Source organism: Mycobacterium sp. 012931, from assembly GCF_000419295.1.
Taxonomy (GTDB): domain Bacteria; phylum Actinomycetota; class Actinomycetes; order Mycobacteriales; family Mycobacteriaceae; genus Mycobacterium; species Mycobacterium marinum.
In genome coordinates this window covers 1,191,717-1,213,150 of the sequence record NZ_AOPX01000001.1, presented here as the reverse complement: position 1 = coordinate 1,213,150, position 21,434 = coordinate 1,191,717, and the positions used below count along the sequence as shown (strand labels likewise).

Annotated in this window: 19 protein-coding genes and 1 pseudogene; 6 read left to right on the top strand and 14 right to left on the bottom strand. The window is 65.2% G+C overall.

Annotated elements, in window-relative coordinates; genetic code table 11:
* Positions 1-126: 126 nt before the first annotated feature.
* Positions 127-1,764, top strand: coding sequence for a DHA2 family efflux MFS transporter permease subunit (locus MMSP_RS05400; RefSeq protein ID WP_020785781.1), 1,638 nt, complete (start codon positions 127-129; stop codon positions 1,762-1,764).
* Between the two features lie 41 nt (positions 1,765-1,805).
* On the opposite strand, the gene MMSP_RS05395 is transcribed toward MMSP_RS05400, so the two are convergent.
* Positions 1,806-2,213, bottom strand: coding sequence for a hypothetical protein (locus tag MMSP_RS05395; protein ID WP_231389787.1), 408 nt, complete (start codon positions 2,211-2,213; stop codon positions 1,806-1,808).
* A 207-nt stretch (positions 2,214-2,420) separates the two neighbouring features.
* Between MMSP_RS05395 and MMSP_RS05390 the strand changes: the two genes are divergently transcribed.
* Both MMSP_RS05390 and MMSP_RS05385 read left to right on the top strand, forming a co-directional pair.
* Positions 2,421-2,807: a hypothetical protein gene (locus MMSP_RS05390; RefSeq protein WP_015357332.1), complete on the top strand. Its 387-nt coding sequence runs from the start codon at positions 2,421-2,423 to the stop codon at positions 2,805-2,807.
* Positions 2,808-2,926: 119 nt separating this feature from the next.
* Positions 2,927-3,190, top strand: a complete 264-nt coding sequence (locus tag MMSP_RS05385) for a hypothetical protein (protein ID WP_012396487.1) — start codon at positions 2,927-2,929, stop codon at positions 3,188-3,190.
* 68 nt (positions 3,191-3,258) lie between these two features.
* On the opposite strand, the pseudogene MMSP_RS05380 reads toward MMSP_RS05385, so the two are convergent.
* From MMSP_RS05380 to MMSP_RS05370, 3 genes and pseudogenes are all read right to left on the bottom strand, one after another.
* Positions 3,259-4,135, bottom strand: a pseudogene (locus tag MMSP_RS05380) (alpha/beta fold hydrolase).
* A 104-nt stretch (positions 4,136-4,239) separates the two neighbouring features.
* Complete coding sequence (locus MMSP_RS05375; RefSeq protein WP_036426212.1) at positions 4,240-4,929, bottom strand: GAP family protein; 690 nt, start codon at positions 4,927-4,929, stop codon at positions 4,240-4,242.
* A gap of 82 nt (positions 4,930-5,011) precedes the next feature.
* Positions 5,012-6,163 (bottom strand): TDT family transporter, encoded by a 1,152-nt coding sequence (locus MMSP_RS05370; RefSeq protein ID WP_020785777.1) that lies wholly within the window; start codon positions 6,161-6,163, stop codon positions 5,012-5,014.
* Between the two features lie 203 nt (positions 6,164-6,366).
* Between MMSP_RS05370 and MMSP_RS28030 the strand changes: the two genes are divergently transcribed.
* Complete coding sequence (locus MMSP_RS28030; protein WP_020785776.1) at positions 6,367-6,609, top strand: hypothetical protein; 243 nt, start codon at positions 6,367-6,369, stop codon at positions 6,607-6,609.
* Between the two features lie 55 nt (positions 6,610-6,664).
* On the opposite strand, the gene MMSP_RS05365 is transcribed toward MMSP_RS28030, so the two are convergent.
* Entirely contained in the window at positions 6,665-7,408 is a 744-nt protein-coding gene (locus tag MMSP_RS05365) for a DUF2510 domain-containing protein (RefSeq protein ID WP_020785775.1), read from the bottom strand.
* Between the two features lie 68 nt (positions 7,409-7,476).
* Entirely contained in the window at positions 7,477-8,181 is a 705-nt protein-coding gene (locus MMSP_RS05360) for an LppP/LprE family lipoprotein (RefSeq protein WP_036426209.1), read from the bottom strand.
* Positions 8,182-8,445: 264 nt separating this feature from the next.
* Between MMSP_RS05360 and MMSP_RS05355 the strand changes: the two genes are divergently transcribed.
* Positions 8,446-9,981, top strand: coding sequence for an LCP family protein (locus MMSP_RS05355; RefSeq protein ID WP_015357337.1), 1,536 nt, complete (start codon positions 8,446-8,448; stop codon positions 9,979-9,981).
* Positions 9,982-9,987: 6 nt separating this feature from the next.
* Here MMSP_RS05355 and MMSP_RS05350 read toward each other — a convergent pair whose 3' ends face one another.
* The 8 genes from MMSP_RS05350 to MMSP_RS05315 form a co-directional block, all read right to left on the bottom strand.
* Positions 9,988-10,779 (bottom strand): SDR family NAD(P)-dependent oxidoreductase, encoded by a 792-nt coding sequence (locus tag MMSP_RS05350; protein ID WP_011741700.1) that lies wholly within the window; start codon positions 10,777-10,779, stop codon positions 9,988-9,990.
* Positions 10,780-10,782: 3 nt separating this feature from the next.
* Positions 10,783-11,616, bottom strand: a complete 834-nt coding sequence (locus MMSP_RS05345; protein ID WP_020785772.1) for an SDR family oxidoreductase — start codon at positions 11,614-11,616, stop codon at positions 10,783-10,785.
* Positions 11,617-11,707: 91 nt separating this feature from the next.
* Positions 11,708-11,950, bottom strand: a complete 243-nt coding sequence (locus MMSP_RS05340; protein WP_015357339.1) for an acyl carrier protein — start codon at positions 11,948-11,950, stop codon at positions 11,708-11,710.
* Entirely contained in the window at positions 11,947-13,593 is a 1,647-nt protein-coding gene (locus tag MMSP_RS05335) for a fatty acyl-AMP ligase (RefSeq protein WP_020785771.1), read from the bottom strand. The genes MMSP_RS05340 and MMSP_RS05335 overlap by 4 nt, the downstream gene beginning before the upstream one ends.
* 140 nt (positions 13,594-13,733) lie before the next feature.
* Positions 13,734-14,990, bottom strand: a complete 1,257-nt coding sequence (locus tag MMSP_RS05330) for a pyridoxal phosphate-dependent aminotransferase family protein (protein WP_235065673.1) — start codon at positions 14,988-14,990, stop codon at positions 13,734-13,736.
* A 207-nt stretch (positions 14,991-15,197) separates the two neighbouring features.
* Positions 15,198-16,133, bottom strand: coding sequence for an enoyl-CoA hydratase (locus MMSP_RS05325; RefSeq protein WP_012396498.1), 936 nt, complete (start codon positions 16,131-16,133; stop codon positions 15,198-15,200).
* 66 nt (positions 16,134-16,199) lie between these two features.
* Positions 16,200-17,033, bottom strand: a complete 834-nt coding sequence (gene fetB, locus MMSP_RS05320) for an iron export ABC transporter permease subunit FetB (RefSeq protein ID WP_020785769.1) — start codon at positions 17,031-17,033, stop codon at positions 16,200-16,202.
* Positions 17,033-17,713, bottom strand: coding sequence for an ATP-binding cassette domain-containing protein (locus tag MMSP_RS05315; protein WP_020785768.1), 681 nt, complete (start codon positions 17,711-17,713; stop codon positions 17,033-17,035). The genes fetB and MMSP_RS05315 overlap by 1 nt, the downstream gene beginning before the upstream one ends.
* 698 nt (positions 17,714-18,411) lie before the next feature.
* On the opposite strand from MMSP_RS05315, the gene MMSP_RS05310 reads away from it, so the two are divergent.
* The gene (locus MMSP_RS05310; RefSeq protein ID WP_020785767.1) at positions 18,412-21,351 is read left to right on the top strand and encodes an RND family transporter; all 2,940 of its coding nucleotides are present in this window, start codon (positions 18,412-18,414) and stop codon (positions 21,349-21,351) included.
* Positions 21,352-21,434 lie beyond the last annotated feature (83 nt).

Here is a 21,434-nt window from a genome sequence, read left to right as displayed (position 1 = left end):
GGCGACACACAGCCTTTCCAGATTTCGACCGTAGCCCACCTGGGCGGCACAAATCATCGGTGTCAGCGCACTGGCGACCAGATAATTTCGACGTTGGGTCGGCAGTTCGGCGGATACAGTGAACCGATGCGCCGCCGGGTGGGTCGGTTGCCGCGCGAGCCAGAGATCGGTGACAGCACGCACGCCGCGGGCGAGTCGCGTCTGGGCGATGACGGTCGCCCCGACGCCCATCCCGTCAGGCTGGACGCCGAACTTCTGATGACCACGGCGACGTGCCTGATGCTCCCGGTGATGGTCACCCTGGATACCACGGTCGTCAACGTGGCTCAGCGAACGTTCATCGAAGAGTTCTCGTCCACCCAGGCGGTGGTCGCGTGGACATCGACCGGCTACACCTTGTCGCTGGCCTCGGTGATCCCGCTGACCGGCTGGGCGGCGAATCGGCTCGGCACCAAACGCCTGGTCATGGGTTCGGTGCTGCTGTTCACGCTGGGATCGTTGCTGTGCGCGATGGCATCGAGCATTACCCTGCTGGTGGCCTTCCGCGCGGCGCAGGGCCTTGGCGGCGGAATACTCATACCGCTGCAGCTCATCATTCTGGCGCGCGCGGCGGGTCCGGCCCGCTTGGGCCGGGTACTGACGATCAGCATGATCTCGGTGTTGATGGCCCCGATCGCCGGGCCCATTCTGGGCGGCTGGTTGATCGACGCGTTTGGCTGGCAGTGGATCTTCTTGATCAACCTGCCGATCGGAGCCCTGACCTTGATACTGGCCGGGTTGGTGCTGCCCGGTGACGATTCTCTGCCCGCGGAGTCGCTGGACCTCGTGGGCATGGCGCTGCTGTCCCCGGCGCTGGTGCTGCTGCTCTACGGGCTATCAGCGCTGCCGGCGCGCGGCACCATCGGCGACCCGCAAGTCTGGCTGCCGACAACGGTCGGCTTGATCCTGATCGGCGGTTTCGCGCTGCACGCCCTGCACCGTGGCGACCACGCGCTGATCGATCTGCGACTGCTCAAGAACCGGGCCGTCGCGGCGGCCAACGCCACCCGATTCATGTTCGCCGTCACCTTTTTCGGCAGCTGCCTGTTGTTTCCGGCGTACTTCCAGCAGGTGCTCGGAAAAACACCGCTGCAGTCCGGGCTGCTGCTCATCCCCCAGACGCTGGCCGCTGCCGCGGTGATGCCGATCGTGGGGCGGCTGATGGAGAAGCGGGGCCCGCGCGATGTGGTGTTGATGGGGACCGCGTTGACCGTGGTCGGCATGGGCATCTTTATCTATGGCATGAGCCGTGAGCACGTGCATCTTCCGGCGCTGCTGATCGGGCTCGGCACGTTCGGGGTGGGTACCGCCGCCATGATGGTTCCGGTGTCCTGGTCGACGGTGCACATGCTGAATTCCAGCGAAGTCGCGCACGGCTCAACGCTATTCAACGTCAACCACAACGTCGCGGCGTCGGTGGGCGCGGCGCTGATGTCGGTCGTACTCACCAGCCGATTCAACGGCAGCGCTGACATCGCGGCGGCCAACCGCGCGGATGAGATCCGCGAACAGGCGCTCCGGCAGCATCTGCCACTGGATGTGTCCAACCTGCCGCCGCGGATTCGAACCCCGGGGTTTGCCGAGCACCTCACCAAAGACTTGTCGCTGGCCTACGCCGGGGTCTTCTTGCTCGGAATGATCGTGGTCGCGACAACAGCCATTCCGGCGTGGTTCCTACCCAAGCGCCCCGCCCCGCGGATCGAGTTGTTGCAGGTTGAGCCATAGCGCACCACCGTGGGGCCGGCGCGGCCCGAGGGCCGGGGGAATCAGCTAGCCCCGGACTCCGGGGGCTCCGTCATTTTCAGGATTGCCGCGGCCAACGGGTAGTCAGCGCCCTCGCGCTCCTCGATGTAGCGACGTATTCGTTCATTACCGAAAAACGAGGCCCCCGCCTGTTCCATGTACTGGCGCATCTCTTCGATGTCGAGCAGGATCAACTCATCCTGCCCGCGCCAGCCGAACGCAATCTGTAGCACGCGCGAGGAGACGTCGAAGTACTCCCCCACCGCGATCAACTCCGCGTAGCTGGGGAAATCGTCAGCATCCTTACGCCGTGAATAGGTCGCCTTGGGCAAGTTGAGCGCGGAACCGATTTCACTATCTGGAACGTCCCGGTTCAACAGCCACTCTAGGACGCGGCCAAGGTCCTTACCTGCGGGATTCAACCTCGGCACCCCACCAATGTATGGCTTGTTTTGGAATGGGACAACTTTGGCGCAAATCTGAGCCCGCATTCCAACGCCAGGCACAATTTGCCCGTTTTCGATCCTTACTTCCATTTTTGGAACAGATGTCATACAGTAGCGACGCGAGGGTCCACTGCGGCACAGAAGACCGTCACAGGAAGTGGGATCCTGAAACGACAGATCGGGGCCAATCTCATGACGGACGCCGCAGCGACCTACAGCCACCCACTGCCGGCAACGCGGTGCCTGTCCACTGGGCGGCTGTCGCGAGTCGTCGTCGGTATCGCGGCTGGAGTGACGCTGATCGCCTCTGCACCCGCATACGCGGACGCCGGTGAAACGACGGGCCCGTCCTACCGACTCGGCTACGACAAGGCCGTGAAAGACGGCCGCTTCACGATCAGCCGGATGCAGGCAATGGGGTTCCCGGCCGACTCGATCATCGTCTGCGGCCAGGTGCACAAGGTCTGCGCCAACCAGCTGGCGGCCGTGCAGCAGGTCCGGGACGTCTACGCCCCCGACTTCCTGCGTGGTTGTGCCAGCGGCGTACAGACTTTGGTCAATGCCGGCATTCCCAGCTGACTAGCCAACGAGCCCGCGGGTTCGGTGCCACACCCGTACTGGCACGAGGTCGACCAAAAGGTCGTCATTGCCACAAAAAAATAGACGGTTCGGCTGGAAAAACACCTAGGATTTTCAGAGTGGCCCTACCTGAAGCATCTGAAGCGCTCGACAGCACGCTGCGCGACCTCAAGGCCCGCATCGCTGCCTTGGAAGCGTCGCGGACCAGCTACGAGGAAATAGTCGACGCGATCAAGGCTTTTGGCCAAACCCAGCAGATGCTCGCCGACGTACTCAGGGCATACGGCGGCGACATGCGCGGCACCGCCGAGGACTCCAACGAGCGCATCCGCAAGCTGGAAGCATCCGTTGCGGAGATCAAGAAGATGCTGACCCAGGGCTAGCAGGCTGACCTCATTTCCGGTCTGCCGCGGGCCTGTTGGCCAACCGCTCCCGAGTAGCCAGGGATCGATCACCCAGCGTCGAGATGGCGGCTCAGAAAGTCCAACACGGCCGCTGCGAAGATGTCGTTGCGGTCGCCGGCGACCATGTGCCCGGCGCCGCGGACATCGGTGAACTCGACATTCGGGAAGCGGGCAAGAAATTCCTCGGCTCGCTCCTGACTGACCAGGTCGCTCATTTGCCCCCCGAATGAGCAACATGGGAACGCCGCCGCGCAGGATCGTGTCGACGGCGGCGTACAGCCGATGAGGCTCGGTGACTTCGATGGGGGGAAAGGCGGCGGTGCCGCTGATGAACCGCGGATCCCAGTGCCAATACCACCGATCGCCGCGACGGCGCAGGTTGGTGGTCAGGCCCTCCAAGTCGGTCGGCCTGGGTCGATGGGGGTTGTAGGCGGCAATCATATCGGCCACCTCATCCAGCGAGCCGAACCCCGATTCCACCCGCTCGACCATGAACGCATGTATCCGACTGGCTCCGGAGGGATCCATGTTCGGCACGATGTCCACCAGAACGACGGCACTGGCAATGCCCGGCGAAAGTTCCCCGGCCAGCAGCATCGACGTGAACCCGCCCAACGACGCGCCCACCAGAACCGGTTGCGGGGGCAGGCCCCGCAGCACCTCTTGAATATCCGCGGCGAAGCTGACAACGCGATAGTCCCCGTGCGGTGACCAGTCGGATTCACCATGCCCACGCAAGTCCACGGTGACCGATTGCCAACCCCGCTCGGCCACGACGGCGGCCACTCGGCCCCACGAGCGCCGAGTCTGTCCGCCGCCGTGCAAGAACACCACGGCACGTCCTCGCGGGTCACCGCAGCGATCTGCCACGATGCGAACGCCATCGGGCCCCTGAACCGAGAACCGCTCGGGTGCAGTCGCCACCAGCTGATACTAAGACGCTCTAACGTCGAGTCCGAGTCCGAATGCGAGCTCTCGAGGCTCCCCGAGCAAGCCACACACCCACCCGCGTGACCAGGGCGGATCCCCTACAGCGCGTGAATTCCGTTGTAGAGCACCATCACACCGATCAGGATCAAGACGGCCGCGAGCATCCCCGCGTGGTTCTTTTCCATCCATTCCTTGAGCCGATCCAGCGAATCCTCCAGACGGTCACCCGCACCCACGAAGGCCAGGATCGGACCGGCCACCGTCGATGCCGAGATGGCGACGAAAATCGCACCGCAGACCCATCTCATCGCGACACCGAGCCCACCGGTGCAGATCGCCAGTCCAGCCGCCAGGCAGATGATCACCACCTCGGGGCGCACCAGCACCAACACGGCCGCGGTTATCCCGGCGCGCCGTGGCGTGATGGTGGCGAACGACCGCATCCACCGTGGTGATTCGACCTCCCCGTGCCGGTTCAACCAGCGGTAGATGCCGAACAAGATGAGCAACGACCCGACGACGATCCGAGCCCAGGATGCCCAGGCGGGTGGGGACCTACGCAGACCACCGAACAGTTCCGACCCGGCGACAAACATCGCCGTCACCGCTATCAGCCCCAGCACCCAGCCACCCAGGAACGCCAGCCCCGTCGGCCGGGGGCGCGGCGCATGTAGCACCAATACCGCCGGAATGATGGTTATTGGCGAGACCGCGATCACCAGCGCGAGGGGAACGAGGCTGGCCAGCACTGAGCCGGAATTTCCTGTCACGGGCAGCAATTTTCGCATCGACCGGACGCACCGACCATGACAACGCGCCCGGCCCCCCGATATTCACGCCAACCCTCAGGCCGGCGACAACAGAATTCGTTCAGGGAACCGGATCCTTGCTTGCCTTGACCGGCGCAGAGCTGGGCGGCAGGTTGAGCAGGTTGCCACGCAGACTCCCGCGCACGGTCCGGATAGCCACCAGCACCCAGGTGGCCAGCCGGCCGGCGTAGGCAGCGGCAGCGGCGACCCGGAATGCCGGCAAATGCGTATGGAGAGCCAGCTGCGACGTGCCGGTGACAAAGGTGCCGACCGGAAAGGTCAGGCTCCACCACGTCAGGGCGAACGGCATGCCCCGGCGCAGCGTGCGCACCGTCAGCGCGGTGGACAGCGCTATCCACAACATCGCGAAGCCCCACACCGGGACGCCGAAGATGATTGCGAACGCCTGCATGGTCTCCGCCAATTCGTGGTCCACCGCGCCGGTCGCGGCGGCCGCCCCCAAAAGTCCGGCGGCGGTGATGGATTGCCCCAGGGGTCCCAACACGATCCACAACGTGGGTACTCGCGCGGCGCCCGAGGTGCCGTACAACACCAGCCGGCTCCAGATCATCGCGATGATGTTCAGCGACGCCACAAACGACAATCCGAACATCGCGTAGCAGCCGTAGAGCATGGTTTCGCGGCCGGATCCGGCCGGCATATGCGGTAGCAGCAATGCGCCGGTCGCGGCCGACACCATCGGCGGGACCACCGGCATGAGCCACCCACCGAATGCCGCATCGGGCTCGACACGGTGCTGGGTGAACATCAGGAACGGAATGCTCACCGCGGTGAACAGGCCGCCGATGGTGCCCGCGGTCCAAAACACCCAATCCAGGTCGACGGCGAGTCGCTCGCCGATGAGGGGCCCGCCCGCCAGCACTGCGCCGGCACCGACCGTCATGAGCGCCATGGGGGCAGCTCCGTAAAAGTGCGCCATCTGCGGATTGCGGGCGTGACTGCGCGCGACGGTGGGGTGTCGTAGCCAGTGGCCGCCGACCAGGACGATCAGCGCGAGAAGCAGCGCCGCGGCGATCACCCAGACGACTTGGGTGAAGGCCCGCAGCCCCACCACGTGGACGGGCAGGGTCGCGCCGGCGACGGCCACGATTCCGGTACCCATGACCGAGGCAAACCAGTTGGGCCCGATGTTGCCCAGCACCTCGACGCGAGTATGCGGCGACGGCGTACCGGGCGAATTTGTAACGGCCATAGCTGAGAAACCTAGTGCCGAGTTCGCTTCGGCGCCGCGCGGCGCCGCAACTTGCGCGCCCGTGCGGCGGCGGCCGGTACGGGCGGCCAAACCGCCGGCCGGCCGGACTGCGTAGGGCAAATTGCCGCCACGACCGTGGTGCGTGAGGGTTGAGCGCGAGCCGAATACACTGCCTGCAGTGATGCTCCGGCGAAAGGTTCGCATTGAACAGAGTCCCGGTTGCGGTCTGCATTGCCGTCGTGCTTTTGGTTGCCGCGTTCGCCATGCCTATCAAGCAACGGTGCGGCGCACCGGGCCGCAGGTGCGCTACCGCAGTAGACGCATGTGGCTGTGTTCACCGTTACTACGAAGTCGAACCATTCATCATTTTTCTCATTGAACGCGCAACGGGCTCGAATATCCCCTTCTACTACACGTCGGGAGAAGAAATCGTGGGGGTCCAATAGCCCTCGCTCGAGGCTCGACGTCGGTCACGAATGCTTGCCGACCACAACGGATTCACTAGGTACAAACTTGCGACGCGAACTCCACCGTGGTGGTCGACGGTGTGTTGAATTGTGAGTCGACGGTCAGCGTGGGAACCACTAGTTGGTTTTCGATTCCCAGTCGCTTGAGGTCGAGGTTGATTTCAATGGTGTCGGGCGCGGTTCTGCGGGCATTGGTGTCTCGATCCGGCCGCATGGTCACGTCATTCCCGTTGGACGTCAGGGTGGCGGTGATGGCGAGGTCGTCGGTGTCCTCTTCGGGACCCAGCTCGACGAACTTGCGGCCGTTGTTGGCAACGCTGAATGTCAGCACATAGCCCACGAACCCGGATGCATGACTACCGCTGGGTGACTGCGGCAACGGTTCGGCGAACCGAATCACCAGCTCGAGTACGCCCGCGCTGGGATGTTCGACCTGCACCGCGGCCACGATGATCTGGTCCGGCGGCTGTGGCCCCTCCTGTATGCGGCATTCGAGATGATTGGGCAGTCGCGCCCAGTTGTCGGGCGGCGATTGCAGCCAAAACGCAACGCCGATTCCCGCCGAGATCAGCACGAAGGCGATGGGCAACAGCAACCGCAGCGCCAGCGGCATCGCCGACCATCCCCGGCGCACACCGTCGACAACGGCCGCCAGCGGCGAGCGCGCTATCCCAGCGTCTGCCCGACAGTGCTCAGTCCAGCGCTCACCGTCCCAATATCGTCGTCCCCCGGAACCGCCGGGATCGGCATACCATCCCGCCGGCGGTGAAGTCGGCACCCGCACGCTCCATTCAATCGATTCAAACGTCAGGAACTGGTCAGCTCAAACCGCGTCGGCCGGCCAGATCACGGTGGCGAATCCCATGGGTCTGGCGGCGGATCAAGCATCTGCACGTGGTCACCCTGCCACTGAAACCCGACGACGGTCAGCACGCCATCCTCGCAAGCGTCACAGCTCTGCCTGGACCGATACGTGAGGACCACCAGATCGTCGGTGGATGCCGGAGCTTCCAACTGGGTGAACGGGTATGCCTCGGGTGTCGCCGTCCCGACGAACTGCCCGCGATGAAACATCAGCGCCTCGTCTGGCGAGCTGCGAGTCGCATCGACCACCGTCACCACCACCGCGGATAGCTCCGCGCAGGGGTCGTAGTCGCTGAATTCCGGGGTGGGGTTCCACGGCCTACCGGTCTTTTTATCCGGGGGCAGCGTGGCCAGCGCCGCCGCCACCGCCGCCGCCTCATCCGGGCCGCATGACCCGGGCGGCGCGCTGGTGGGCGATGTCGCGACCGGCGTCGTGGCCGACGTCGTGGCCGGTGCGGTGGCCGCTGTGGTGGCCGGCGGACTGGCGGCCGGCTGGCGCCTGGCCGAGTACGCGATGATCGCCACCACGCCGACGCACACGGCGGCGACCAGTGCGACGACCAGCCAGATCACCCGGCCGGATCCGCCCCGCACTCCAGGTTGCGACGACGGTGGCGTGGTGTCGATGTTGTCGGACGGCTGATAGACCGGTGGCGGCCAGTTGGGGTCGATCTCGCCAGAAGCCATATTTCCCGGGGTCCCCCCAATACCCTCCAGACACCTGTACAGTACTTCCGAGTTTGGCGAATTGTAGCCAGAACATGCAGGTAGGGGAAATGTCGCGGCCGTGAAATCAGCGCCACGCCGGGGGTGAATCTGCCCACATCAGAGCTTCTGGAGTAGGGTCCACACAGCAATCTGCCGCATACTGGACGGCATGCATCGAGCGACGTCCCCGCAAATCGCTGGCCAAGCGTCGGTCGGTGGGCCGGTAGCGGACTAAGGCTCGTAATGGGACGTACCAAAGCCCGGCATCGCGCTGTTCGAAAACCGTCACCGATCCGCCGGCGGGTGTCGCGCACCCTGATGACCCTGGTGTCGGTGGTCGCGCTGGGAATGACCGGGGCCGGATATTGGGTGGCTCACGGCGCGCTGACCGGCATCACCATCTCCCAGGCCCTGACTGCCGAGGATCCGCGATCCACCGGCAACAACATGAACATCCTGCTGATCGGGCTGGACTCACGTAAGGACCAAGAAGGCAACGACCTGCCGTGGTCGATCCTGAAGCACCTGCACGCGGGTGATTCGGATCAAGGTGGTTACAACACCAACACGCTGATCCTGGTGCATGTCAGCGCCGATGGAAAAGTTGTCGCCTTCTCGATCCCGCGTGACGACTGGGTGCCGTTCACCGGCGTTCCCGGCTACAACCACATCAAGATCAAAGAGGCTTACGGGCTCACCAAGCAGTACGTCGCGCAGGAGCTGATCGATCAGGGCGTGACCAGCCAGCGCGAACTCGAGACCCGCGGCCGCGAAGCCGGCCGGGCCGCAACTTTGCGTGCGGTGCGCGCTCTGACCGGTGTTCCCATCGACTACTTCGCCGAGGTCAATTTGGCGGGCTTCTATGACCTCGCCCAAGCCCTGGGCGGCGTGGAAGTCTGCCTGAACCATGCCGTTGACGACTCCTACTCGGGAGCCGACTTCCCCGCCGGCCGCCAGCGCTTGGATGCCGCCCAGGCGCTGGCCTTTGTGCGCCAGCGCCACGGTCTGGACAACGGGGACCTGGATCGCACCCACCGCCAGCAGGCTTTCCTGTCGTCGGTCATGCGCGATCTGCAGGATTCGGGCACCTTCACCAACCTGGACCGGCTGGACAGCCTGATGGCGGTGGCACGCAAAGACCTCGTGTTGTCCGGGGGCTGGGATGAGGACCTGATTCGCCGCATGGGTGAGCTGGCCGGAGCCGACATCGAGTTCCGGACGCTGCCGGTGGTGCGGTACGACAACATCGACGGCCAGGACGTCAACATCGTCGATCCCGCGGCGATCAAGGCCGAGGTAGCAGCGGCCATCGGCAGCACATCAACCGCCGCCACGGCGACCACGACGCCGGCCAAACCCAGCCCGTCCACCGTCGTTGACGTGGTCAACGCGGGCAGCATCAGCGGGTTGGCCAGCCAGGTGTCCAACGCACTGCGCAAGCGCGGCTATACCACCGATCAGGTCCGCGACCGCAAGTCCGGAGACCCGGCGGCCACCACGATCAAGTACGGCCCCGGTGCGCAGGCCGACGCGATGAACCTGGGCACCCTGTTGGGTATCGACGCCCCGAAGCAACCGGATGCCAGCATCGAACCCGGACATATCCAGGTAACGGTGGACACCAACTTCTCGATGCCGGCGCCCGACGATTCCGACGACGACACAACCACCTACCCCAAGCCCAACGCGTACTACAACGGGGGCGACGACAGCTCCAGCTATCCGGCGCCAGACCACGGACAGCCGATCGACGGCGGCGGAGTTCCCTGCGTCAACTAGCCCGAGTCAGGCGTGAGTTCCGCCATCGATGCGGATCTCGGTGCCGGTGATGAAGGCGCCATCCTCGGATACCAGCATCGCGATCACGCCCGCCACGACGGAGGGATCGGCCATTCCGGCGCCACTGGAGGTCTCGGTGGTCGGCAGAATCGGCATCAGCCGGGTGAACAGCGACCAATTCGCGTCCGCCGGGATGTACCCGCCGGTGGCGTCGGTGATGCCGGACTTGATGCTCCCGGGCGCCACGCACACCGCTCGTAGGCCGTCTCGGGCGTACTCGAGGGCCAAGGAATGGGTGAACGCCTGGACTCCGCCTTTGCTGGCCGCGTAGGCGGCCATGTACGGATGGGCAAACGCGGCCGAGGTGGAGCTGAAGTTCACCACGGTGCTGCGCTGATTGTCGAGCAGCGCCGGCAGTGCTTCCCGGACCACCAGAAAGGTGCCGGTCAGGTTGACCGCGATGATCTGGTTCCACTGTTGGATGCTGGTTTGATGCGTGTGCGCGGCACGCAACATCCCGGCGGCGTTGACCAGCGCATCCAGACCGCCGAGCGCCTGGACCGCCGCGCCAACGCCGTCGACCACCGACTTCTCGTCGGCGACGTCGATCTGGCACGTGGTGAGTCTGGCGCCGGTCCCGGCCTCGGCTGTGCGCGCCTGGGTTCTGGATAGGCCATCCGCATCGATATCGGCGCCAACCACCGTGGCCCCCTCGTCCAGTAGCCGCAACACCGTGGCCTGGCCGATGCCGGAGCCGGCGCCGGTCACCAGGATTCGCTGTCCAACCAGTCGAGTCATGGGTCAGACCAATCCGCGCAGTGCGTCACGGCCGAACACCGGTTCCAGCATCGCCGAGAAGTCCGGGCCGCGCCGCAGCATCTGGCCGCCGTCGACATTGATGACCTGTCCGGTGACGAAGCTGGCGGCATCGCTGAGCAGAAACATCGCCATGTTGGCGACGTCCTCGACCTCACCCTGGCGGGGCAGCGGCGTGCACATCGCGTAGTCGGAGCTCAACTCCGCGGACTCGGTGATCGCTGCGACGAGGTCGGTGCGGATCAGGCCGGGGCGGATGCTGTTTACCCGCACCCACGACGCGCCGAGCTCGTCGGCGGCCAACTGCATCAGGTGATCGACCGCGGACTTGGTGACACCGTAGGCACCGAACCAGCGATGGGTATTGCTGGCCGCAATCGAGGAGATGCCGACAAACGATCCGCCGCCGCCTCGCACCATCTCTCTTGCGGCGTGTTTGAGGACGTACATGGTGCCGTTGACGTTGAGGTCGACCGTACGGCGCCAAGCTTCGGAGTCGACCTGGGTGATCGGTCCGATGGTCTCCGATCCGCCCTCACAGTGCACCACTCCATGCAGCCGGCCGTGCCAGGCGGTAACCGCATCCACCGCGCGGGCGGTCTCGTCCTCGTTGGTGATGTCGGTGGGTTCGTACCGGATGGCGCCGCCGTTGGCACCTAACGCTTCGAGTTCCTGTACCGCGCCGGCGAGCTTGTCGGGGTTACAGCCGACGATCATGACCGAGGCTCCGGCCGCGACCAGCCCGGCGGCCACTCCCTTTCCGATTCCGCTACCGCCGCCGGTGACCAGGTAGGTCCGGTCTTGGAACGAAAGCTGCATCTGGACCCCTCACGCCAAAACTGAAACAGGTTCTAGTCATAGAACCATGCGCCATGATCGCCGCTGCGGCTCCCCCCGGCGCGCGGACCGACTACGCCGTCTCGCCCACGTGCCGGCTGACCCACCCGATCACTTCGCCCACCGTCTCGAGCGGGATTTCGGGATCTTTGAGCCGCATCTGCAGGCGGTTCTCCAAGGCCGCGACGAGTTCCATCTTGCGTGGCGAGTCATAGCCCAAGTCATCAACCAGATACGAATCGACGGTTACCGGTGCCATGTGGTCGGGCGCCAGCGACGCGATAACGGACAGAATCGCTTGATCGAGTGGATTCATGCTGGACTGACCTCTCCGAAGAGTTCTCGTGCCATGACGTGACGGATCTTGCCCGACGCGGTCTTGGGGACGTTACCCTTGCCGACCAGCAGCACCGTCGGGCTCAAGCCCGTTGCGCCGCGCACATTCTGGGCGATCTGGCGGCGCAATTCCCGGCCGTCCTCGATGGACGGGTCCGCAACGGTCTCGGCGACGATCCTGATCTCCTCGCGCCGGTCGGCCAGGGTGACCCCGAACGCGACAACACCTCCGCGCCTGATGCCGTGGACCGACGCGGCCAGCCGCTCGATGTCGGCGGGAAAGATATTGCGGCCGGCGACGATGATGACGTTCTTGCGGCGCCCGCACACGACGATTTCGCCGCCCTCGGTGAGATACCCGAGGTCGCCGGTGAAAAGCCAGCCGTCCGGGTCCACGGCGGCGACCTCTCCGTCCGTCGTGAGGTAGTGACGGGCCACGGCGTCGCCGGCGATCGCGATCTCGCCCATGCGGCGCGGCGGCAGGTTGCTGCCGTCGGCGGCGACGATCCGCACCTCGACCCCGGACATCGGGGGCCCCAGCGTCACGAACTGTTTCGCCCCCCCGCAGGAGCACGCCGGTAGCGCCAGACCCCGGTTTTCCAGTTCCTCGACGCGCACCGACTCGGTCGTGAGCGGATTGTCGACAGGCGAAAACGACACCGCGACGGTCGCTTCGGCCAGACCGTAGGCGGCGCCGAGCGCCGTGTGGCGCAGTCCAAAGCGCCCGGCTTGCCGCGCGAACTCCGCCATGGTCGCGGGATCGATGGGCTCCGCACCCGTGACGACGCAGCGTAGGGCACCCAGGTCGTAGGTGCCGTCCTCGATCGCGCTGAGTCGGCGGCTGATGATCGAGTACGCGAAGTTGGGCGCCGCGGTGATGGTGGCCCGCCGCTCGGTCAGGATCTGCATCCACTTGAGCGGGGACACCACAAACTCCGTCGGCGTGATGTAGACCGCGCCGTTGCCGGCGAACATCGGAGAGATCGGGTAGGCGATCAGCCCCATGTCATGTGACAGCGGAAGCCAACTCGCGGTGATGTCGACCTCGGGGTCCAAATGCACCTCCGCCGTCATGGCTGCGACGTCGGCGAACAGGTTGCCATGGGTGATCGCGACGGCCTTGGGATCTCCTGTCGATCCCGATGTGAGTTGGTAGAGCGCGACGTCGTCCTCGCCGGTCGGCTCCTCGGTGGCCGCAAGTTCGGGCCAGCTCTCACCTATCTCGATGACGCGGTATCCCGCCGCACGCAAGGTCTCGGCCGCAGCAAGGAAAGGCTCCCCGATGACCACCCAGCGGGTGTCCAGCAACGCCAGCGCGCGCAACGTACCGGCGTGCCACCCGGCCAGATCGGCCTGCGAGGTCGGTTGCTGCAGCATCGTCATCGCCGCGCCCAGCCGCCAGATGCCTTGTACGACGGGAGCGACATCCTCGGGCCTGGCGGCCAGCACGGTCACCCTGCTGCCGCGGGTGACTCCCTCCGCCGACAACCGGCCCGCAACCCGCACCGCCGTTTGATGAATGTCGCGCCAGCTGGCAAACCGCAATCCACCCGCGGCGCCGAAGTGCAAACCCCGCGGGGAATTGCTAGCGGTCGTTGCGATGGCGTCGGTAAACCTACTCATATTCCTGCCGCTTCCCATCTTGACGGACTAGCACCTGAGCGGTTATCGCGATTTCCGAAGATTGCGCGCGAACGAGCATTGTCGATTGAATTTCTTGATACCAAATTGTTAACATCAGCCAGCAATTTGACACTCAGCGATCATTTGTCTCGTGCGCCAAGCACGGCGGCGGCAATGACTTCGACCGCTCGCTCGATCTGGGCCGTCGAGTGACCCGCCGACACGCTGCACCGCATCAATGCCTCGTTCTCACCGACCGCGGGCGGAAGCGCCAGCGCGCAGAAGACACCATCGTCGAAGGCTCGGTTCCACGCGGCGATCGCTTGGCTTTCCCGCCCGATCCAAACCGACACATGCGGTGCCATCGCGCCCGAACCGTCGGCCCGGACTATCCCTCCTCGCACCTGCAAGCCCTGTGCGACCAGACCGTCGCGCAGGGCTTGGGCGTTGGCCAGGACTGCGGCGGCGCGCTGTGCCCCCTCCGGGCCGCGAATGATTTCGATCGCCGCAGCGCTTGCGGCCAACGCGGCCGGCGCGGCCGTTGCGGTGAAGATATGGGCATTGGAGTGCAACTTGAGCACATCAATCAGGTCTTGGGATCCAACGATGTAACCGCCGGTGGAGGCGATCGCTTTCGACATGCCGCCCATCAACACGTCGACATCCTTGGCACATCCGAATTCTTCGGCGATTCCGGTGCGCCGCGACCCGAAGACGCCGACGCTGTGCGCCTCGTCTACGAACAGGCCCACGTTATATTTGCTGGCCAGCGCCGCAATGCGGGCCATCGGCGCGATGTCGCCCTGCATCGAGTAAAGCCCGTCGACGACGATGAGTTTGGTGCCGCCGCGGTCAGCGGTGCGGATCAGATTGCGTTCCAGCGCATCGAGGTCATTGTGCGCAAAGAACCGCGAGCTGGCCCCGGACAGCCGGATGCCGTCCTGGATCGATGCGTGCGCTTCGCTATCGGGAAACGCCAGATCGGTGACGCCCAACAGGGCGGTGAGCGCGCCCACGTTGGTCAGGCATCCGCTGTTGTAGACCAGCGCCGCCTCGGTTCCGTACCAGTCGGCCAGTAACTCTTCGAGCTCGACCTTGATCTGCAGCGTGCCGCAGAACGGAGGCGCCCCCGCACACGAGGGCCCGTAGCGCTCGGTCGCCCGATTCGCCGCCTCAACCAAGCGAGGGTCGCCACCTAGGCCCAGGGAATTGTTCGAGGCGAACATCACCCGGGGCTGTCCTTCGACGACGGTGGTCGGCCCGGGGGCGGACTCCACGGTCCGAAAGAACGGCAATTCCATGCGAGCGCCGTAGTGCCGGAAGGCGGCCAAGCGACTGTCCCGCTCTACCCGCCAGGGAACGCCGGAGCCCTGCTCTACCCGCGCGTGCAGGTTCAACCGCGACGTATTAAGCGCGCGTGTAATTAGACACCAAGTTAGGCCACTTAAGGGATGCTTTCTGTCAAGTGACAGCAATGGCGCAGAATCTTGGAATTTGGTTCCGAAAAACCGGATTCAACCAGTCCGCAACGGGAACGCCCCGGGGGCGCCTGAACATACTTTGTGGTTTGGTACCGGTTCTTGACAACCGCGTCACGGCCGGGTTCAGGGCGTATCGCGTCGGGCCACCTGGGTCGGCCCGGCCGTACGCCAGTCCTCGACGTCGGGCGGCAGACCAATCGGGTACCGGTTCTCATTGTGGGCCGCCCAGTGTGCGTGCCCCAGCTCGTGCACGTGAAACGCGTGCCGTAGCGCCTCGGTGAACCCCATCGCGTCGGAAGCCGCGTTGACCGAGTCCTTGACCAACAACGCCGCCATGGTAGGACGTTCGGCGATACGACGGGCGAACTGCAGGGTCTTGTCCGCCAGCTCATCGGCAGGGAAAACCTTGGACACCATGCCTAGCCGGTACGCCTCCTCAGCGTCTAGCGAATCACCGGTCAACAACAGCTCTTTGGCTTTGCGCGGCCCGAATTCCCAAGGATGGGCATAGTATTCGACCCCGGGCATCCCCAGACGCACCGCCACCACGTCGCTGAACTTGGCATTGTCCGCGGCGACGATCAGATCGCAGGCCCAGATCAGCATCAGCGCCGCCGAGATCGCATTGCCCTGTACCTGGGCAATGGTGATCTTGCGCAGATCGCGCCAGCGGCAGGTGTTTTGGAAGTAGAAGTGCCACTCCTGCAGGTAGAGCTTCTCCATTACCGCGTCGCGGGTCCCACCGTGCGATCGGAAGGTCGGATGCTGCGCCGGCCCGGGTTTGCGTTCCAGCAGCGCCGCCTCGGACCCGAGATCGTGTCCGGCGGAGAAGTTCTTGCCACGCGCGGCAAGAATCACCACTCGCACGGTGTCGTCCGCCTCGGCTCGACCAAACGCCTCGTCCAGCTGCACCAACAGGGTGCGGTTCTGCGCGTTGTGCGCCTCGGGCCGGTTGAGCCAGATCCGGGCGATACGGCCCTCATCAAGGGTTTCGTAGGCCACCAGTTCGGCGGGGGCGACACCCTCCGCGCTGGTGTCGGCCTGCTCGGAGAGTGTCATTGCGCCCGCCTAACTTGTCCTGGGCTTGCGTGGATCTTTACAGATTACGTCCATTGTGTAAGCGGGTCATCGCTGGGTTGCCCGCCGGCCGGACGGTCGGGCGCGACTGGGGCCCCCGTGGACCCCGGTTGGCTGCCGCAACGGTCGCAGCCGATGATCGCGGGTGAACACCAGGCGGACCAGACCGAGCCCGACGACCACGGTGGTGGCCGCAACCGAGCCGAGGATCAAAAACATCACCTCCGCCTGCACCAGCACGGCCTGCAGCGGTGATACACCGGCCAGGATGAGCCCGGTCATGGCGCCGGGCAGGAACACCAACCCGGTGGCCTTGGTGGTCTCGATCTGCGGCGATATCACTGACCGCAACGAGGTCCGCAGGTAGGGGGCGGCGGCCTGACGGGAGGGCTGCCCCAACGCTAGTCTCGCCTCCACCTCGTCGCGCTTGTCGCGCAGTTCGTCGACGAGGCGGCGAGCCACCAGCACCATCGCGGTCATCGAGTTGCCGATCATCATTCCGGCGATCGGCACCACGGTGCGTGCCTGCAGGGGAAACACCCCTAGCCCGAAAATCACTCTCAGGGTGAGCACCGCCGCAGCAGAAAATGCGGCGACCGCCAGCAGCGCCAGCCGCGGCACCTCCGGCGCCCTCCGGCGTGCCACATCCCCGGCGTAGCCGATCATCCCGGCGATCCACGCCCAGGACCACCACAGCGAGCGCCCCGGCTCGAACAGCAGGGTCAACGCACCCCCCACCAGCAGCAGCTGCACCAGCGCGCGGGCCGCCGCCCAGACCACCTGCCGCTCCAAGCCCAATCGCTGCCAAAGCGAAATAGCCGCCGCGAACGCGACCAGGGCCAGCGAAGTCGCCAGCCCTATCCACCCGATCTGACCGTTCACTAGCTCACCTGCCCGTCTGCGGGCCTGTCCACAACCGAATCGAGGCCGGTGCAGCACCCCCGGGTGATATGCAGAATGCGGTCGGCGGCGCGCTCGGCCTGAGCCGCATCGTGGGTGACCCACAGCGCCGGAATCCCGTCGTCCGCCAGTTCCCGGACCGCGCCCTCGATCACCGCGGCCGCGTCGGCGTCGACCGCCGAGGTTGGTTCGTCGAGCAACAAGACTTGCGGTTGCGCCAGCAAGGTCCGGGCCAGGCACATCCGCTGCGCCTCTCCGCCCGATAGCGCGGTGGCATCGCGATCCAGCCACGATCCCCTCAGCGCAACCCGGGCCAGGGTTTCGGCCATCTGAGCTTCGGAGGCGTCCGGCCGAGCGACCCGGAGGTTATCGGCCACGGTGCCCGCAAACGGCGTCGGACGCTGGAAGCACATGCCCACTCGGCGCCGCAGCCACAGCGGGTCACACTCAGCAATATCGTTGCCCCAGAAGAACACTCGCCCGCTCGTTGGCACCTCCAGTCGATTACACAGGCGCAACATTGTCGACTTGCCCGATCCCGATGGCCCGAACACCGCCGTCACACCCTGCGCCGGAACCGCGGCGGTGAACCCATCCAGCGCGCGAACCCGGTCGCGCTGGACGACCACATCGACCAACTCGAACACCGGGCCCTCGCCCACTACGGCACCTCCCAACGTGTGCGGGCTCTCGATCTGACCAGCCGATCATGAAGCCGGCCGCCAGACCCGGCAGTCTCGACCAACAACATTATCGAAAGACGATATCGAAGACCGATTCCGTAGGACCCACTGGCTCACCGGTGTCCGCCTTCGGGTTTCACGGTTGAGGGAATTAGGTTTTCTCCTCCGATAAATCCCGGCGGCGCGGTGAAATCACACAAAACCTCACGGTGAATAGATTTGCAGACGAAGACCCCCGCTCCCCGCCGGGCGATCGAACACGGGCTTCCGTACAACTTGGAGTTACCTGAACGCCCCCCTGGAAATTTGCTGATACCCGATTGTCAAAAAGGTTGACAAAGGCGACTTACCGCCTTGTCGACACGGCGGCCAGCAATGTTTCACCGCACTTCCCACAAAGGGCGGTGACCAGCGGTCATAACCACTGCTCGAGCCGCCTGACACCAACCCAGCCGGCGGGAGAAATAGCGCGTCAGCGAGCATTTGATACGACTTGTCAATCGAATACCGCGGCCCACATATTCCTTCGCTATACAAATAGCCGATCGCAGCCAATTTGGCTAATGAATACCGTGGCTGCCGACGGTCGATCGCGGTGGCACGGAGTCAAACTAAATACCCCCTAGTGGTACAGCTCACAAGGGTGCGCGCGTTGAATTCCGGTACTTTCACATCCCGTGTGGGATCGCTTTACCAAAATCACCAGCCGATACGCCGTGCTTATTGTGGGGCTCTGGATCGTCGGCGCCACCGTGGGCAACCTGTTGATCCCGCAGGCCGAAAGCACGGCCCGTTCCCACGGCCGCGGGTTCCTTCCCGCCGACGCGCCGGTATCGGTCGCGGGCGCCAGGATGGGCGAGCAGTTCCGCGACGGCAACGCCGGCAACATCAACTATCTCGTGCTGGAGAGCGATCACCGGCTCGGGCCGGCAGAGCGCGCTTTCTACGACAAGTTGTTGGCCAAACTGCGCTCCGATCCCACGAGTCTGGTGTCGGCCATGGACCTATGGTCGGACCCTTATACCGCCAAGGCGGCCGTCAGCACCGACGGCGAGGCCGAATACACGATGCTGCGACTGGCCGGGGATCTCGGTGCGGCGCAGGCGAACGCGGCGCTGGACGCGGTGCGGCGGACCGTGGCCGACCAGCCCACCCCACCGGGTTTGCGGGCTTACGTCACCGGCCCAGGCGCCACCGTCGCCGACGAATTCGGCGAGATCGATCGGCAGATGCTGCTACTGACCGGTGTGACCGTGGTTCTCATCGCCCTACTGCTGCTCGCGGTGTACCGATCCGTGATTACCGCCACGATTCCGCTGGTGGCAGTGGGACTCGGCCTGGCGGTCGGCCGTTCGATCGTTTCACTACTCGGCCAGCACAATCTTCTCGAGGTTTCCGTCTTCTCGGTCGCGTTGCTGGGTGCCATGGTGCTCGGCGGAGCTACCGACTACGCGATCTTCTTGCTCGGGCGCTATCACGAGGCGCGCCGCGACGGCGTCGAGCACGAACAAGCGCTGCTGGCCGCCAATCGCAACGTGATGCCGGTAGTCCTGGCCTCCGCGCTCACCCTCGCCGCCGCCCTGTCGTGTCTGACCTTCGCCGATGTCGGGTTGCTGCGCAGCGCCGGACTGCCCTGCGCGGTAGGCGTTCTCATCGGGATGCTCGCCTCGCTTACCCTGCTACCGGCCTTGCTGGACCTCGCGGGACGCCGTGGACTGGCGCAGCCGAGGACGGTGAACCGGCCGATCCATCGACGCTGGCGGCGTATCGGCACCATGGTGGCACGCTGGCCAGGCCTCGTTCTGGTGGCCGCGGCTCTCGTTCTGCTGATCTGCACGCTGCCCATCACCGGGTTGACCTTCGGTTTCAACGAGCCCGCCGCAGAACCGGACTCCACCCTGGCCAACCGGGGCTACCAGGCCACCGACCGGCACTTCCCGCCGAACCAACTACTTCCGGAGACCGTATCCATCGAGACCGACCACGATCTGCGCAATCCCACCGGCGTGATCGCGATCGAGCGAGTGACCCGCCAGCTGATGACGATTCCCGGCATCCGGATGGTGCAGTCCGCCTGCCGCCCAGCAGGTTCGGTGCCCGACGAAGCGACGCTGGCCAACCAGGCAGGCGCCATCGGCGACCGGCTCGATCAGCGCATCGCCCAGCTGGATCACCGCTTCTCCTCGATCAATGTGATTGCGCCGACGCTATCGCGGTTCTCTGCGGCGATATCACGTCTGCAGGAACAGCTTTCCGGCAGTGCGAACGGGCTCGGCCGGGTCAACTCCGGCATCGACGCCATGGACTCCGGATTGGTTCAACTGCACGACACCGCGGCGCAGGTCTCGGGATACCTGAACCCGCTGCGCGACTACACCAACAGCGTTGCCAATTGCCCGAGCGACCCGGTGTGCGCATTGGTACTCAAGGTGATCGATCCGGCTGATTCCATTGTGGTGGAAATGAATTCGCTTGCCAAAGGAACATCACAGCTGGGCGCGGGAATGTCCGACACGGCCAAGTCCCTGACCACCGCCGATCAGTCCCTGGCCATCATGGGCGCCGACATGGCACAGCTCAGCGCGACGACCGCACAACTCGCCGACGCCGTGCACGATGCGCACACCGCGATTTCGGACATCATTGATTATCTGCGGGGCCTGCGCCAAGGCTTTCAGGGCAGCGCCGAGGGCACCTTCTACCTGCCCCAGCAGGCCTGGAATGACCCGCGCTTCCAGCGAGCGGCCAACCTGTACTTCTCCCCCGACGGACACGTGACTCGGCTGCTGGTGTTCGGCGACGGCGCGGTCTTCGGCGGGGATGGCGCCAACCGGTCTCCGCAGATCGTCGCCGCCGTCAAGGCCGCTACCAAGGAGGGCGTGCTGGCCGGAAGCACTGTGAACATCGCCGGCTTCGGCACCGCGACCGCCGAGTTGCGCGGGTACGTCCACCACGACTTTGTCTTGCTTGCCGCGGCAGCGCTGGCATTGGTGTTTCTGATCGTGCTGTTGATGCTGCGCAGCCCGGTGGCGGCGGCGGTGGTTATCGGTGCGGTGATCGTCTCGTATCTGTCGGCGCTGGGCATCAGCACGTTCATCTGGCACGACCTGCTGGGCAAGGACCTGCACTGGGCGGTGCAGTCCATGGCCTTCATTTCGTTGGTGGCGGTGGGCGCCGACTACAACCTGCTGCTCACGGTGCGGGTGCGCGAGGAGGTACTCGCCCACCCGGACCGCGGGGTCGGTCTTCGCACGGCAACGATCCGTGCCTTCGGTGGCGCCGGCGGGGTAGTCACCACCGCGGGCATCGTCTTTGCGATCACGATGTTTGCCATGGCGTCCAGCGACGTGCTCAGCATCGAGCAAGTCGGCACCACCATCGGGGCCGGGCTCATCGTCGACACGCTGGTGGTGCGCATCTTCGCGGTGCCCGCGATTATGGGCCTATTGGGTCGGTGGTTCTGGTGGTCGCCGCCGCCGTTCCTGCGCGCTTCGTTGGCGGGCCCTCGCCGCTGGGGACCTTGGTTGCGCAAGCGCATCGCCTCGGCGCGACGCTGGCTGTCCACTTCGGTGCTGGGGGCGTCGGTTCGGTACCTCCGCAGAACCGCATCGGGCTAGCGGGAGATCCGGCCCGGCCCTCGGCCACCGCGTCATGAGCCTAGAATCGCAATCCGATATCGGTTTCGTCACCACGTGGAGGT